Source organism: Novosphingobium piscinae (assembly GCF_014230355.1).
Taxonomy (GTDB): domain Bacteria; phylum Pseudomonadota; class Alphaproteobacteria; order Sphingomonadales; family Sphingomonadaceae; genus Novosphingobium; species Novosphingobium piscinae.
The window spans coordinates 1-15,428 of sequence record NZ_JACLAX010000008.1; the positions used below are offsets into that span (position 1 = coordinate 1).

Genomic DNA, 15,428 nt, shown 5'->3' on the forward strand with positions numbered 1-15,428 from the left:
GCCGGGGCCAGCGGCTTCGCGCTCGCGCCCGACGCGGGCGCCGCGGGTGCCCCGGTCGAGCTGCGCGCGGCGGGCCTGCCCTTTGCCGCGCTGGGGCTGGCGCCCGGGCCGGCGGCGCAGGCTGTGGCGCCGCGTCACGGCTTCGCGCTGGCCCTGCCGCAGCTCGCCCGGACCGAACCGGTCCGCGTGGTGCCGCTGGTCGATCCCCCGCCGGCCGCCGTCCTCCGCGTCCTTGCCGGCCTGGGCTGTGCCCTGGCGGACTGGCCGGGGCTGGTCGCCCTGGGCTGGGAGGCGGCCGGGACGGCGATGGCCCCGGACTATGTCCGCCGCATGGTCGGCGCCTGGCTGGATGGCGGCGCCTTTCCCGGGCTCGGGCTGGCCGCGCTGGTCCGTGAGGGGGGGCTGCTGCGCAGCGACGGCCTGATCGCCTGGCTGGGCCATGAGATCGCCTTGCACCCGGCCGCCGGGGAAACGCCGGCCGCCACCGCCAGACGGGCGCTGCGGGCGATGCACGGGCTGGTGGAGGGCGAATGCACCGCGACCACGGTGGGTCCCTATCTTGGCGATTCGGGCCTGGGCGGTGCATTCTCGGCGGATGGACGCCTGCTTACCCTCGGCTGACCCCTGGCGGGGCTTGCCGCGCGGCCGTCTGCCGTTCCGGGCCGTCAACCGGGTGGGCGCGCCGGACTATCATCCCGGGCTGCAACGGCATCACCTGCTGCCGCGCGCCGTGCTGGCCGCGCCATCCTTCGCCGCGCTGTTCGCCGCGCTGGGGCCGGGGTGCGTCGGCTTCGACGATTTCCGCCGCAATGGCCTGCTCCTGCCGGGAACCTGCGAGGCGGCGCAGCGGCTGGGCCTGCCGCTGCACCGCGGGCCCCATCCGCACTATACCGCAGTGGTGATGGACCGGCTTGGCGCGATCGAGCGCGACTGGGCCGGCCAGCACCGCCGCTGCGCCCGCGCGGCCCGGCGCGATGCGCTGTTCCGGCTGGGCCTGCTGCAGCGCGGGCTGCGCCAGTCACTGCTGCGCGAACGCCCGCGCCGCCGTCCGCTCAGCCGCCGCGATCCGCGGCTGCGCGATGACCTGTTCGCCGATCTGGATGCCATGGCCGAAGCGATCTGGGGCGCCTGCGCGCCCTGGTCTTGAGCGCGGGGGGCTGTTTCACTGGGGCTGAACCCGGTCCGGCACCGCCCTGACGCCAGTGCCTGCTGGCCTAGGCCAGCCCCATGGCCCGGCCGAAGGCCAGCTTGAAGCGCTCCATTTCGGCCGCGGTGCCGATCGAGATGCGCACCCAGTTCGGCATGTGCTTGCGCGGGCCCGAGATGAACACCCGTTCGCGCGCCAGCGCGGCCTGGACCTCGCCGCCCGGCCGGCCGACGTGGATCATCATGAAATTGGTCGCCGAGGGCAGATAGCGCACCCCGCGCGCGTCAAGCCATTGCTCGACCCCGCGGCGGACCCGCGTGTTCTCGGCGCGCCGGGTGGGGATCAGCGCGGGATCGAGCAGGCTGGCCTCGGCGGCGACGATCGCGGGGAGCGGGGCGAAGTTGTTGGCATAGCGATCGAGCTGCGCGAGCAGATCGGGGCGCCCGGCGACCAGCCCGATGCGCAGCCCGGCCAGCCCGTAGATCTTGGAGAAGGTGCGTAGCACCAGCACGTCGGCGCCCTTGGCGACGAGATCGAGGCACGAGGGCGCGTCGCTGTAGTGGATATAGGCCTCATCAACGAGCAGGATCGAGCCCTGCGGCTTGCGCGCCAGCAGGGCTTCGATCTGGCTGCGCGGAGTGATCGTCCCGGTCGGGTTGTTGGGGTTGCAGAGGTAGTAGATCCCGGCGTTCGGGGCGGCTGCCAGCAGGGCCGCGGGATCGCCCAGGCCCTGGCCGTCGAGCGGCAGGGTGACCGTGCCGGTCAGGGGCTTGCCGTTGGCGCCAAGGAAGCCGCTGTCGAAGGTGGGCTCGAAATAGGCGATCGGGCGCTCGGCCGAGCTGAAGGCCAGCCCGGCGGCGCGCAGCGGCACGTAGGAGCCGGCATGGACCGCCACCGCCTCGGCCGGGAGGCCGTGCTGGCGGGCGAACAGCGCGCCCAGCCGCGGGCCCAGCGGCATGCCGTAGCGCCCCGACAGCGCCGGCAGCCGCTGCAGCGCGGCCAGGGCAGCGGGGCAGGGGCCCAGCGGGTTCTCGTTGGCGTTGATGTAGATCCCGTCGGTCAGCCCGGCGATCATCGCCTCGGGGCTGTCCGGCGCGGGCGCTGCGGCGAGTGCGGACCCGGCCGTGCCCAGTGCGGGGGCAAGGGCGCCGGCGAGGCTGGCGGCGCCCAGCAGATGGCGGCGGCTGAGAGCAGGCTGGTCCATGGTCGATCCCCGGCAAGGTGCGTCCGGGCGAGACTGCCGCCCGGACCCGGCCTTGCCAAGGGGAGGAACTGCGTAGCGGCCCGCCGCCCCGCCCCGCCGCGCTCAGCGCGCGGCGGAGTTGGCGGCGCTGAGCATGGCGCGGACGCTGGCCGTGGCGACATCCTCGTCGATGCCCACGCCCCAGACCACCGCGCCCGTGGCGGTGACGCATTCGACATAGGCCGCGGCGCGCGCGTCCGAGCCCGAGCCTAGCGCGTGCTCGGTGTAGTCACGCACCTCGAGCGCGACGCCGAAGCTGTCGCGCAGCGTGGCCGCGACCGACGAGATCAGGCCATTGCCGCGGCCCGAGACCGACTGCTCCTGGCCATTCACGCCGATCTTGCCGGCGAAGACCCGGGTGCCGTCGGCGGCGCGGCCCTCGTCCCAGTCAAGCAGCTGGAAGTGCTGCGGCTCGTCGATCCGGTAGACCTTGCGGAACACGTCCCAGATGTCGCCGGCCTGCAGCTCGCGGCCCAGTTCGTCGGCCAGTTCCTGCACGTGGCGGCTGAAATGGGCCTGCATGCGCTTGGGCAGCTTGAGCCCCTGGTCCTGCTCGATCACCCAGGCGAAGCCGCCCTTGCCGCTCTGCGAGTTGACGCGGATCACCGCCTCGTAGCTGCGGCCGAGGTCGGCGGGGTCGATCGGCAGGTAGGGCACCGACCAGAGCTGGTCGTTGCGCGATTCCTGCGCGGCGAAACCCTTCTTGATCGCGTCCTGGTGGCTCCCCGAGAAGGCGGTGTAGACCAGCTCGCCACCATAGGGGTGGCGCGCCGGCACCGGGAGCTGGTTGCAGTATTCGACCGTCTGGATCACCTCGTCGATGTCCGAGAAATCGAGCCCGGGATTGACCCCCTGGGTATACAGGTTGAGCGCCACGGTGACGAGGCAGCAGTTGCCGGTGCGCTCGCCGTTGCCGAACAGGCAGCCTTCCACCCGGTCGGCCCCGGCCATCAGCCCCAGCTCGGCCGCGGCGACGCCGGTGCCGCGGTCGTTGTGGGTGTGGAGCGAGATCACCGCGCTCTCGCGGTTCGGCAGGTTGCGGCAGAAGTATTCGATCTGGTCGGCGTAGATGTTGGGCGTCGCCGCCTCGACCGTGGCCGGCAGGTTGAGGATGATCGGATGCTCGGGAGTGGGCTGCAGCACCTGCATCACCGCCTCGCAGCACTCGATCGAGAAGTCGACCTCGGCGGTCGAGAAGGTCTCGGGCGAATACTCGAAGTGCCACTTGGTCTGCGGGAAGCGCGCGGCCTGGTCGCGCAGGTACTTCGCGCCCTGGCTGGCGATCTCGCGGATCTGCGGCTTCTCCAGCCCGAACACCACCTGGCGCCACAGCGGCGAGACCGCGTTGTAGACATGGACGATCGCCTCGGGCGCCCCGGCGAGGCTCTCGAATGAGGTCCTGATCAGGTCCTCGCGCGACTGGGTGAGCACCTGGACCAGCACGTCGGCGGGGATCCGCCCGGTGTCGACCAGGCCGCGGATGAAGTCATACTCGGTCGCCCCGGCGCTGGGGAAGCCGACCTCGATCTCCTTCAGGCCGATGCGAACCAGCAGATCGAAGAAGCGGGTCTTCTTCTCGGCCCCCATCGGATCGATCAGCGACTGGTTGCCGTCGCGCAGGTCGGTGGACAGCCAGCGCGGGGCCTGGGTGATGGTGCGGCTGGGCCACTGGCGATCGGGCAGGTTGATCTGCGGGAAGGGGCGGTACTTGACCGAGGGGTCTTGCAGCATGGTCATGATCGGGTCTCGGATGGCTTGCAGGCGGCTTGCAGGGCCGGTGCGGTCGGATTGTTGGGGTGGCGGTGCAGGCTCCCTTGGGCGCCGCACGCGCCGGACCGACCGACGCGTCAGCTCACGCCCAAGGGCGGATAAGTCGCAGGGTAAGGCCGGTCCGCAGGATCATCCCGGCTCCTATGGTCATTCGCGCGGCGGCTGTAAAGGGGCCGATCGGTTTCATCCGCCTACCAGTCACGCTGGCGCAGGTTGGCCTGGACCATCCGGCGCCGTTCGAACCGCGGGCCGAGGAAACGGTAGAAGAACCAGTCCTTCAGCGCGAACGGGGTGACATGGTAGAGGATGCGTTCCGCCAGGGTCCAGCGCACGTGGGCATTGGCCGAGCGGCGCGGCGAGGGCAGGCACCACAGGTCGCGCGATCCGGTCGCGGTGCCATGCTTGAGCACGCGCTGGATCAGCTCGTGATCGTAGAGGACATAGGGCCAGCCGGGGCTGAGCGGCCCGCCGGCGGCACGCAGGGCGGGGGTGGGGAAGCACTGCCCGAACGAGCCGGTATGCCCCTGCCGCGACAGCAGCAACTGGGTCAGCCGCATCCGCACCCGGCGGCGCCGGCCTGCCGCGGACAGCGGGTCGGCATAGACGTCGATCGCCTGGGCCACGGCGTGCCGCCCGGAGGCCAGCAGCCGCTCGGCCTCGGCCAGATAGTGCGGCGGATAGGTGGTATCGGCGTCCCAGAAGGCCACGAACGGCGTGGTGACGCTGGCGAAGCCGCGCGCCAGGGCGTGGTTCTGTCCGGGGGTGTCCTCGCGCAGGTAGACCACCTCGAGCGTGGGCGCCGCGGCCAGCACGGCCCGGGCGACCGCCTCGCTGCCGTCGTCCGAGCGGTTGTCGACCAGGATCAGGCGCAGGCTGGTGCCCTGCTGCGCCATGGCGCTGCGCACCGGGACGGGCAGGAAGGCGGCCTCGTTGAAATAGGGGATGATCACTGACCAGCGCGGCCCGGTCCCGCCGCCGATCGCGCTGTCGCTGCCTGTGCCGCTCACATCTACCCCACGCTGCTGTCCCGCGGCCGCGGTTCTTGCCCGATCGTCGTCGCGCGCGCCAGAGGCTTACCGCCGCAGCCAGCGCAGCAGCGGGGCGAAAGGCTGGAGCAGGCGCGGCAGCCAGAACCGGGCCGGTCCGTCCCACGGGGCGGCCCAGGCGAACCACCAGGGTGTCCAGCACAGGTCCGGCCGTTCGACCCGCAGATGGGCCAGGCAGCGCGCCCGCTGCGCCACGCGTTCCTGATCGGCGGTCAGCCCGTTGCGGAACACCTTGCCGTCGCTGGTGATCGGTCGGGTGTGGCGCATCACCACGTCATCGTAGATCACCGTGGTGGGCAGATCGAGCATGCGCTGGAGCATCGGCATGACGAACTGGTCGATCCCGTAGGACGACGTGTTGCCGGCGATCAGGGGCCCGGCGCGGCGCAGCATCTCCCAGCGGATGAACGGGGCCATCACCTCGACCCAGGCGATCGCCCGCTTGCCGCCGCCGGGACGGGTGACGAAGCGGCGGTGCGAAAGGTGGCTGTCGGCGCTCAGGCTGGCCGAGAACGAGGCGTGGCCGTGCCGGCGGGCGTCGGCGAGCATGGCGTTGATCCCCGAGACGCTCAGCACCACGTCATCGTCAATAAAGCCGACATAGCCCAGCGGTGCATCCTCGGCCTCGAGCGCCGCGATCAGGGCGCTGAACGCCTCGCCCTTGCACTGGGTCGCCCGGGCATAGACCGGGCCGCCGCTCCACGCCTCGTGCGGCGCCCCGGTGTAGCAGAAGGCCGCGAGCCGGAACGCGGGCACGGCATCCCGGGCGATCAGGGCGAAGGGATCGCCCGTGCCATTCCAGGCGACCACCACCAGATCTGTGCTCACGCCTGCACCCTCCTCGTCTGGCCTGCCTGCCCGGGCCTGGCCTGCCCGGCCGGGCCGGGCTTAGGCCAAGGTCCCTGCGCCGCCAAGGGGCCTGGCCCGCCAACGGCAAGGGCCGGAGCCGCCCCCGCGCGGGGACCGCTCCGGCCCGGTGCTCATCCTCGCCGCCAGAACGGCGCGGCGATCAGTTCTTGGCCTTGTCGACCAGGGCGTTGGCCTTGATCCACGGCATCATCGCGCGCAGCTTGCTGCCCACCTCCTCGATCTGGTGGCGCTGCGCGGCCTTGCGCGAGGCCTTGAGCTCGGGCTGGCCGGCGCGGTTGTCGAGCACGAAGTCCTTGACGAAGCGGCCCGACTGGATGTCCTCCAGCACGCGCTTCATTTCCTTCTTGGTCTCGGCGGTGATGATCCGCGGGCCGGTCTTGATGTCACCGTATTCGGCGGTGTTCGAGATCGAGTAGCGCATGTTGGCGATGCCGCCCTCGTACATCAGGTCGACGATCAGCTTGAGCTCGTGGAGGCACTCGAAATAGGCCATTTCCGGCGCATAACCGGCCTCGACCAGCGTCTCGAAGCCGGCCTGGACCAGCGCGGTGGCGCCGCCGCAGAGCACGGCCTGCTCGCCGAACAGGTCGGTCTCGCATTCCTCGCGGAAGTTGGTCTCGATGATGCCCGAGCGGCCGCCGCCGACGCCCGAGGCATAGGCCAGCGCCACGTCATGGGCATTGCCGGTGGCGTCCTGGTGCACCGCGACCAGGCAGGGCACGCCGCCGCCGCGCTGGTATTCGCTGCGCACGGTATGACCCGGGCCCTTGGGCGCGATCATGATCACGTCGATGTCGGCGCGCGGCTCGATCAGGCCGAAGTGGACGTTCAGACCGTGCGCGAAGGCCAGCGCCGCGCCGGGCTTGAGGTTCGCGTGCAGGTCCTCGGCATAGATCGCGGCCTGGTGCTCGTCCGGGGCGAGGATCATCAGGATGTCGGCCCACTGGGCGGCCTCGGCATTCGACAGCACCTTGAAGCCGGCGCCCTCGGCCTTCTTCGCGGTGGCCGAACCGGCCCGCAGCGCGATCGCCACCTCCTTGACGCCGCTGTCACGCAGGTTCTGCGCATGGGCGTGGCCCTGCGAGCCATAGCCGAGCACGGCGATCTTCTTGCCGGTGATCAGGTTGATGTCGCAATCGGCGTCGTAGTAAACCTTCATGTCTTTCGTCCTCATGTCGTCATCCCGGCGCAGGCCGGGATCGCTATCGGTTCGCGCCGCCCTGAGGCCAGCGGTCCCGGGTCAGGCCCGGGACGACGCGAGGGTTGAAATCACACGCCCGTGGCGCCGCGGGCCATGCCGACCACGCCGGTGCGGCCCACCTCGACCAGCCCGAGTTCGCGCATCAGGCCGATGAAGGTATCGATCTTGTCGGGCGTCCCGGTCAGCTCGAAGATGAAGCTCGCGGTCGTGGTGTCGACTGGCTTGGCGCGAAAGATCTCGGCCACCCGCAGCGCCTCGACCCGGGCGTCGCCGGTGCCCGAGACCTTCACCAGCGCCAGCTCGCGCTCGACGTAGGGGCCGACCTCGGTCAGGTCGATCACCTTGTGCACCGGGATCAGCCGCTCGAGCTGGGCATGGATCTGGTCGATCTGCGCCGGCGGACCGTGGGTGACGATGGTGATGCGGCTGACCGCATGGTTCTCGGTGATGTCGGCCACGGTCAGGCTGTCGATGTTGTAGCCGCGCGCGGTGAACAGCCCGGCGATCTTGGCGAGGATGCCGGCCTCGTTGTCGACGATGACGGTGAGGACGTGGCGTTCCTCGGCTTCGTGGGTGATCTTCATAGCGGTTCTCTCAGGCCCAAATCACACCAGTGCCTTGGCTTCATCGTCCATCGTGCCGGCCACGGTATCGCCGTAGAGCAGCATCTCGGTATGGGCCGCGCCCGAGGGGATCATCGGGAAGCAGTTGTGCTCCTTGGCCACCAGGCAGTCGACGAAGACCGGACCGGGATGGTCGATCATCGCCTGGATCCCGGCGTCAAGCTGGTCCTCGCGCTCGATCCGGATGCCCTTCCAGCCATAGGCCTCGGCCAGCTTGACGAAATCGGGCAGGCTGTCGGAGTACGAGTTCGAATAGCGGCTCTCGTAGGTCAGTTCCTGCCACTGGCGAACCATGCCCATGTATTCGTTGTTCAGCGTGAACACCTTGACCGGCAGGCGGTACTGCGTGGCCGTGCCCAGCTCCTGGATGTTCATCTGGATCGAGGCATCGCCAGCCACGTCGATCACCAGGCTGTCCGGGTTGCCGAGCTGCGCGCCGATCGCGGCGGGCAGGCCATAGCCCATCGTCCCGAGCCCGCCCGAGGTCAGCCACTTGTTCGGACCGAAGAAGCCGAAATACTGCGCCGCCCACATCTGGTGCTGGCCCACCTCGGTGGTGATGATCGGGTCCTTCGCGCGGGTCAGCGCGAACAGCCGCTCGACCGCGTACTGCGGCGCGATCGCGTCCTTGCGGCGCGGATAGGCCAGGCTGTTGCGGCCGCGCCAGGCGGTGATCTGCTGCTTCCAGGCCGACAGGTCCTGCGCCGGTCGGCCGGCCCAGGCGGCGATCAGCTGCGCCAGCACCTTGCCGCAATCGCCCACGATCGGCAGGTCGACCCGCACGGTCTTGTTGATCGACGAACGGTCGATATCGATGTGGATCTTGGTCGAATTGGGGGCGAAGGCATCGAGCCGGCCGGTGACGCGATCGTCAAACCGGGCGCCGACGCAAAGGATCAGGTCGGCCTGGTTCATCGCCATGTTGGCTTCGTAGGTGCCGTGCATGCCCAGCATGCCGAGCCAATCGGGGTGATCGGCCGGGAAGCTGCCGAGGCCCATCAGCGTCGAGGTCAGCGGCGCGCCGGTCAGCGCCTGCAGCTCGCGCAGCAGGCGGGTGGCGGCAGGACCGGAATTGACCACGCCGCCGCCGGTGTAGAACACCGGACGCTGCGCCCTGGCGAGCAGGTCGATCGCGCGGGCAATCTCGTCGGCGGTGCCTTCGGTGCGGGGATTGTAGCGGTTGCGCCGCTGCGGCGGACTGTCGCTCCACGCCGCGGTGGCGATCTGGACGTTCTTGGGGATGTCGACCAGCACCGGGCCGGGGCGGCCGGTCGTGGCGATCTGGAAGGCCTCGTCCAGCGTCGCGGCCAGCTCGGCCGGGTCCTTGACCAGATAGTTGTGCTTGCAGCAGTGCCGGGTGATGCCGACGGTATCGGCCTCCTGGAACGCGTCGGAGCCGATCACCGTGGTCGGCACCTGGCCGGTGATGATCACCAGCGGGATCGAATCCATGAAGGCATCGGCAATGCCGGTAACCGCATTGGTCGCACCCGGGCCCGAGGTGACCAGCACGACGCCGGGCTTGCCGGTCGAGCGCGCGTAGCCCTCGGCCGCATGGGCCGCGCCGGCCTCGTGCCGGACCAGGATGTGGCGGATCTGCGGGTGTTCGAACAGGGCATCGTAGATCGGCAGCACCGCGCCGCCCGGATAGCCGAACACATATTCGACGCCCTGACGGATCAGGGTTTCGACCAGGATGTCCGCGCCGCTGCGCTCTTCCGTCACCGTCTGTTCCTTCTTGCGCCGGCGGGTGTGACCGCCGCTTGCCGTGCCCGCCCGCGCCTGCCGCCGCGGGGCTGCCCATCGGATTCAAGGCGCGGTGTGTCAACCCGCGATTGCAGCCGATGGAGCGGGGCGGCTATACGATTAAAAATGTCTCGTCAACACCTATTCGTGTAATAAAGATGCAAATGGAATGCCGTGGGCATAGTCTTCGTATCCCAGCCGCGGCCAGTCCGGCGGACACTGGTGGCGCAGCCAGGTCAACTGGCGCTTGACGTAGTGGCGCGTGGCCTGGGCGCCATCGCGTTCGGCCTCGGCCCAGCTACGCTCGCCGCGCAGCGCGGCGGCGATCTCGGGCACCCCGATCGCGCGCATCACCGGCAGGGCCGGATCGAGCCCGCGCGCCAGCAGGGCTTCGACCTCGGCGATCGCGCCGCCGCCCAGCATGGCGGCGAAGCGCCTGTCGCAGCGGGCATAGAGCCAGGCCCGTTCGGGCAGGAGGATCGCCGGGTGCAGGGTGATCCGCGCGGCGATCCCGCCGACCCGCTCGGCCTGCCACGCCGCCAGCGGGCGCCCGGTCGAGCGCACCACCTCGAGCGCGCGGGCGACGCGCGTGGTGTCGGCCGGGTGGAGCTGCGCCGCGCGCGCCGGGTCCTCGCGCTGCAGGGCGGCATGGGCCTCGGCCACGGCCAGCGCGCGCACCGCGGTGCGGACCGCGGGGTCGATCGGAGGCACCGGGGCGATCCCGTCAAGCAGGGTGCGCAGGTAAAGCCCGGTGCCGCCAACCAGGATCGGCACGGCCCCCGCGGCGTGTGCCCGGTCGATCTCGGTGCGTGCGGCGTCAGCCCAGTCCGCCGCCGAACAGGCTTCGGCCCCGTCCCAGCTGCCGTAGAGCCGGTGCGGCACCCCGCGCATGTCGGCCGCCTGGGGCCGCGCGCTCAGCACCGCGAGGTCGGCATAGACCTGCGCGCTGTCGGCGTTGATCACCACCGCGGCGCGGCCCCGGTCGGCCAGGGCGAGGGCCAGGCCGACCGCACAATCGCTCTTGCCGCTCGCGGTCGGCCCTGCGATGAGCGCGACCGGCGGCGCCCCGGACGGGCCGGAGGTCGTGCCTGGAGAGGAATGCGCAGTGCTCATCGCCCGGCTGATAGCAGAGACATCGACCCTTGCAGCAAATCTCGACACGGCCCGTGCGCGTCTGGCCGAGCAGGGACTGGCGGTGGCCCTGGCCGAGCCGCTGGCGAGCGACGAGGAGGTGATCGAGCTGCAGCTCCCGGCGGGTGATCCGGCCACCGTGCGCGGCGTGCTCGACAGCTGCTTCGCGCCCGCCGACCTGCTCCTGGCGGACCGGCCTTTCACCGTGCCCGGGCTGTTCGTGTCCGACATGGATTCGACCATGATCGCGGCCGAGTGCATCGACGAGCTGGCCGATTTCGCCGGTCTCAAGCCGCAGATCGCGGCCATCACCGAACGCGCCATGCAGGGCGAGCTCGACTTCGCCCAGGCGCTGACCGAACGCGTCGCGCTGCTGGCGGGGCTGGACGAAAGCGCGATCGCGCAATGCCTGGCCGAGCGGATCCCGCTGATGCCCGGCGCGGCCACCCTGGTCGCCACGCTCAAGGCGCAGGGTTGCCATACGGTGCTGGTCACCGGCGGGTTCCACCAGTTCGCCGACCCGGTGGCCGAGCAGCTCGGCTTCGAGCGGGTTGTCGCGAACCGGCTCGGGATGCACGGCGGCAAGCTCACCGGCGGGCTGGTCGGCGGGATCACCGACAGCGGGGTCAAGCGGACGGTGCTGCTCGAGGAAGCCGCCCGGCTCGGCCCGGCGACGGTCAGCCTCGGCACGGGAGATGGCGCCAACGACATCCCGATGCTGGAGGCGGCAAGCTTCGGGCTCGCCTACTACGCCAAGCCCAAGGCCCGCGCCGCCGCCGACGGCTGGATCGACCGCGGTGATCTGACCAGCGTGCTGCGCCTACTGGGCATCCCGCGCGGCGAATGGGTGCTGGGCTAGGGGCCGCACAGCCGGCGCAGGCTATCGCCCCCCGAACTGGCCCAGCCTCACCGTCGCCCGGTCGGAGGCGGCGGCCCAACCCGGGTGCTGCTCCGTTACCGCGCTCTCTAGGCCGAAACAGGTTGGGTTAGCCCCCTGTCTCCGCCCGGGCGACGCGAAAGCGGCGAGGCTGGTTGCCGCGATTTTCCTAAGTCGTGAGGGGCTGCTAAACTCCGCGCGGCTCTTTGCATTGTCGATCCATGACCCACGTCGTACGGCGACTTTGCATGGCGGATCTGTGTGAGCTTTGCGAAGTTCGATAAGTTGCGACGGACAAAGACCGGACCGCTCAGCCCTCCATCCACTCGCGGAAGAAGCGCTCGTTCTCGGCCTTCAGCGCGGCAATGCTCACCGCGAAGCCGGGGCCGCGGACAGAGTCACCGCCGGTCGTGCCGATGCGGGTCATCGGGATGCCCGCGGCCTGGATCGTCTCGGCCACGGCGCTGGTCACGACGTAGCGGGCCTGGTCCTCACCGAAGGCGGTGAAGTGGTCGCCGATCTCCTCGATCGTGCAGCCGATCCCGCTGGCCATGGCCATCTCGGCCAGGGCGACCAGCAGGCCGCCATCCGACACGTCGTGCACCGCGCTGACCTTGCCCGCCGCGATCAGCTGGCGGACGAATTCGCCATGGCGGCGCTCGGCGGCCAGGTCGACCGGGGGCGGGGCGCCATCCTCGCGGCCGTGCAGCTCGCGCAGCCACAGCGACTGGCCGAGGTGGCCATTGCTCTGGCCGATCACGAAAATCGCCTCGCCGGCGGCCTTGAACGGGACGGTCGCCATGATGGAGTGATCCTCCATCAGGCCCACGCCGCCGATCGCCGGGGTCGGCAGGATCGCCGAGCCGCCACCGGTCGCCTTCGATTCGTTGTAAAGCGAGACGTTGCCGCTCACGATCGGGTAGTCGAGCGCCCGGCAGGCATCGCCCATGCCGCGCAGCGCCTCGACGATCTGCGCCATGATCTCGGGCCGCTGGGGGTTGGCGAAGTTGAGGCAGTTGGTGATCGCCAGCGGGCGCGCGCCGACCGCGCAGATGTTGCGCCAGGTCTCGGCGACCGCCTGCTTGCCGCCCTCGTAGGGATCGGCAAAGCAATAGCGCGGGGTGCAGTCGGTGCTGATCGCCAGCGCCTTGCGCGTGCCGTGTACGCGGACGACCGCGGCATCGCCGCCCGATTTCTGCATCGTGTCGGCGCCGACCTGGCTGTCGTACTGCTCGTAGATCCAGCGCCGGCTGGCGAGATCGGGGCAGCCGATCAGCTTGAGGAGATCCACGCCGAGATCCGCGCTGGCGGGCACCTGGTCCAGCGGGGCAACCTGCGCCCAGACCTTGTAGTCCTCGAGCGAGACGTGCGGGCGATCGTACAGCGGCGCGTCGTCGGCCAGCGGCCCCAGCGGGATATCGCAGACCACCGCGCCGTCGAATTCCAGCACCATGTGGCCCGTATCGGTCACCTCGCCGATCACGGCGAAGTCGAGCTCCCACTTGCGGAAGATCGCCTCGGCCATGGCCTCCTTGCCCGGCTTGAGCACCATGAGCATGCGCTCCTGGCTCTCGCTCAGCATCATCTCGTAGGGGGTCATGCCCTCCTCGCGGCAGGGCACGGCGTTCATGTTCAGGCGGATGCCGGCGCCGCCCTTGCTCGCCATCTCGACCGAGGACGAGGTCAGCCCCGCGGCGCCCATGTCCTGGATCGCGACGATCGCGTCGGTGGCCATCAGTTCCAGGCAGGCCTCGATCAGCAGCTTTTCGGTGAAGGGATCGCCGACCTGCACGGTCGGGCGCTTCTCTTCGCTCTTCTCGTCGAAGTCGGCGCTGGCCATGGTCGCGCCGTGGATCCCGTCGCGCCCGGTCTTCGAGCCGACATAGACGATCGGATTGCCGATCCCGGTGGCGGCCGAATAGAAGATCTTGTCCTGATCGGCCACGCCCACGGTCATCGCGTTGACCAGGATGTTGCCGTCATAGGCCTTGTGGAAATTGGTCTCGCCGCCAACCGTGGGCACGCCGACGCAGTTGCCGTAGCCGCCGATCCCGGCGACCACGCCCTGGACCAGATGCTTCATCTTGGGGTGGTCGGGCCGGCCGAAGCGCAGCGCGTTCATGTTGGCCACCGGCCGGGCACCCATCGTGAAGACGTCGCGCAGGATGCCGCCCACCCCGGTCGCCGCGCCCTGGTAGGGCTCGATGTAGCTCGGATGGTTGTGGCTCTCCATCTTGAAGATCGCCGCCTGCCGGGTGCCATCGGGGCCTTCGCCGATATCGATCACGCCCGCGTTCTCGCCCGGGCCGCAGATCACCCAGGGGGCTTCGGTGGGCAGCTTCTTGAGGTGGATCCGGCTCGACTTGTACGAGCAGTGCTCGGACCACATCACCGAGAAGATGCCGAGTTCGACCAGGTTGGGTTCACGGCCGAGCGCGTGCAGCACCCGGGCGTACTCATCTTCGGACAGGCCATGGGCGGCGACGACATCGGGCGTGATCTGGCTCATGTCGGCGCCCTTAGCCCGCACTTATGCGGGACGCAAACCACGGCTGCGCTTGACCGTGCCTTTCCGCAGCGCCATGGCTGTGCGCATGGTGGATAGCCCTGCAGAATTTGCCGGATTGAGCTTCGAGGACGCCTTGCGCGCGCTCGAGGACGTGGTGCGCAAGCTGGAGAGCGGCGAGGTGCCGCTCGACGATTCGATCACCCTGTACGAACGCGGCGAGGCGCTGCGGCGGCACTGCCAGGCTCGGCTCGACGCGGCCCAGGCGCGGATCGAAAGGATCGTGGCCGGTGCCGATGGCCGGGTCGGCACGGTCCAGTCGTTCGACGATCCAGAACGCTGATCCAGACGCGGGGAGGGGTATGAGCTCGTTCGAAGGCAAGGCGCTGCTGGCTGCGGCACTCACCCGGATCCAGGCCGATGTCGACGCCGGGTTCGATGCCCTGTTGCCCGTGCCCGACGATGCCCGGGCTCGGCTGGTCGAGGCGATGCGCTATGCCACGATCGGGGGCGGCAAGCGGGTCCGCCCGCTGCTGCTGACCGCGACGGCAGAACTCTTGGGGGTGGACCGGGCTCTGGCCGTGCGCGCCAGCCTGGCGATTGAAGCGATCCACGCCTATTCGCTGATCCATGACGACCTGCCGTGCATGGACGATGACGCCACGCGCCACGGCAAGCCGACCACGCACCTCGCCTTCGACGAGGCGACCGCGGTGCTGGCCGGCGACGCGCTTCACGCCTTCGCCTTCGAGGTGCTGGCCGATCCGGCGCTGACCGGGGATCCCTTCACCCGCTCTGAACTTGTATTGTGTCTCGGCACCGCCAGCGGGATGCACGGCATGGCCGGCGGGCAGATGATGGATATCGCCGCCGAAACGGAATCGTTCGATCTGCCCACGGTGACCCGGCTGCAGCAACTCAAGACGGGCGCCCTGCTCGGCGCCGCGGTCGAAATGGGCGCGATCCTGGGCAAGCTGCCGGCGGAGGGCCGCACCCACCTGCGCGGCTACGCCCGCGATATCGGGCTCGCCTTCCAGATCGCTGACGACCTGCTCGACTACGAGGGCGACGAGGCTGCCGCCGGCAAGGCGCTGCGCAAGGACGCGGCGGCGGGCAAGCAGACCTTCGTTTCGCTGCTCGGCGCCGAACGCGCGCGCGCGCAGGCGGCCATGCTGGTTGAGCAGGCGATCGCCCATCTGGCCCAGTACGGGCCCGAGGCCGACCTGCTCCGCGCGCTCGCGCGCTTCATCGTCGCACGGGACCACTGA

The 15,428-nt window shown here is 70.2% G+C and carries 13 protein-coding genes and 1 pseudogene; 5 read left to right on the forward strand and 9 right to left on the reverse strand.

All coding sequences use genetic code 11. The features are described 5' to 3' along the window. Positions 1-621, forward strand: a pseudogene (locus H7F53_RS09410) (hypothetical protein); the annotation flags it as partial. A gap of 13 nt (positions 622-634) precedes the next feature. Further along, positions 635-1,147 carry an AHH domain-containing protein gene (locus tag H7F53_RS09415; RefSeq protein WP_246438794.1) on the forward strand — a complete coding sequence of 171 codons (513 nt, stop codon included), beginning with the start codon at positions 635-637 and terminating at the stop codon, positions 1,145-1,147. A gap of 67 nt (positions 1,148-1,214) precedes the next feature. Here the strand turns inward: H7F53_RS09415 and H7F53_RS09420 are convergent, their stop codons facing one another. The 8 genes from H7F53_RS09420 to miaA form a co-directional block, all read right to left on the reverse strand. Continuing rightward, the gene (locus H7F53_RS09420; RefSeq protein WP_185679229.1) at positions 1,215-2,351 is read right to left on the reverse strand and encodes an aminotransferase class I/II-fold pyridoxal phosphate-dependent enzyme; all 1,137 of its coding nucleotides are present in this window, start codon (positions 2,349-2,351) and stop codon (positions 1,215-1,217) included. 102 nt (positions 2,352-2,453) lie between these two features. Next, positions 2,454-4,127, reverse strand: a complete 1,674-nt coding sequence (gene leuA, locus H7F53_RS09425) for a 2-isopropylmalate synthase (RefSeq protein ID WP_185679230.1) — start codon at positions 4,125-4,127, stop codon at positions 2,454-2,456. A gap of 224 nt (positions 4,128-4,351) precedes the next feature. Beyond that, positions 4,352-5,167, reverse strand: a complete 816-nt coding sequence (locus H7F53_RS09430; protein ID WP_185679231.1) for a glycosyltransferase — start codon at positions 5,165-5,167, stop codon at positions 4,352-4,354. Positions 5,168-5,233: 66 nt separating this feature from the next. Further along, the gene (locus H7F53_RS09435; RefSeq protein ID WP_185679232.1) at positions 5,234-6,034 is read right to left on the reverse strand and encodes a hypothetical protein; all 801 of its coding nucleotides are present in this window, start codon (positions 6,032-6,034) and stop codon (positions 5,234-5,236) included. A 181-nt stretch (positions 6,035-6,215) separates the two neighbouring features. Beyond that, positions 6,216-7,250 carry a ketol-acid reductoisomerase gene (gene ilvC, locus H7F53_RS09440; RefSeq protein ID WP_185679233.1) on the reverse strand — a complete coding sequence of 345 codons (1,035 nt, stop codon included), beginning with the start codon at positions 7,248-7,250 and terminating at the stop codon, positions 6,216-6,218. A gap of 95 nt (positions 7,251-7,345) precedes the next feature. Then, the gene (gene ilvN, locus H7F53_RS09445; RefSeq protein WP_185679234.1) at positions 7,346-7,861 is read right to left on the reverse strand and encodes an acetolactate synthase small subunit; all 516 of its coding nucleotides are present in this window, start codon (positions 7,859-7,861) and stop codon (positions 7,346-7,348) included. 21 nt (positions 7,862-7,882) lie between these two features. Continuing rightward, a complete protein-coding gene (gene ilvB / locus H7F53_RS09450) occupies positions 7,883-9,625 on the reverse strand; it encodes a biosynthetic-type acetolactate synthase large subunit (RefSeq protein ID WP_185679235.1) in 1,743 nt (580 codons plus the stop codon). A gap of 162 nt (positions 9,626-9,787) precedes the next feature. Beyond that, a complete protein-coding gene (gene miaA / locus H7F53_RS09455; protein ID WP_185679236.1) occupies positions 9,788-10,759 on the reverse strand; it encodes a tRNA (adenosine(37)-N6)-dimethylallyltransferase MiaA in 972 nt (323 codons plus the stop codon). Here miaA and serB point away from each other — a divergent pair. Then, positions 10,752-11,636: a phosphoserine phosphatase SerB gene (gene serB, locus H7F53_RS09460; protein ID WP_343062005.1), complete on the forward strand. Its 885-nt coding sequence runs from the start codon at positions 10,752-10,754 to the stop codon at positions 11,634-11,636. The genes miaA and serB overlap by 8 nt on opposite strands. Positions 11,637-11,964: 328 nt before the next feature. Here the strand turns inward: serB and purL are convergent, their stop codons facing one another. Continuing rightward, positions 11,965-14,163, reverse strand: a complete 2,199-nt coding sequence (gene purL, locus H7F53_RS09465; RefSeq protein ID WP_185679238.1) for a phosphoribosylformylglycinamidine synthase subunit PurL — start codon at positions 14,161-14,163, stop codon at positions 11,965-11,967. An 85-nt stretch (positions 14,164-14,248) separates the two neighbouring features. Here purL and H7F53_RS09470 point away from each other — a divergent pair, with 85 nt between their 5' ends. Then, positions 14,249-14,503: an exodeoxyribonuclease VII small subunit gene (locus tag H7F53_RS09470; RefSeq protein ID WP_185679239.1), complete on the forward strand. Its 255-nt coding sequence runs from the start codon at positions 14,249-14,251 to the stop codon at positions 14,501-14,503. A 19-nt stretch (positions 14,504-14,522) separates the two neighbouring features. After that, positions 14,523-15,428 carry a polyprenyl synthetase family protein gene (locus tag H7F53_RS09475; RefSeq protein WP_185679240.1) on the forward strand — a complete coding sequence of 302 codons (906 nt, stop codon included), beginning with the start codon at positions 14,523-14,525 and terminating at the stop codon, positions 15,426-15,428.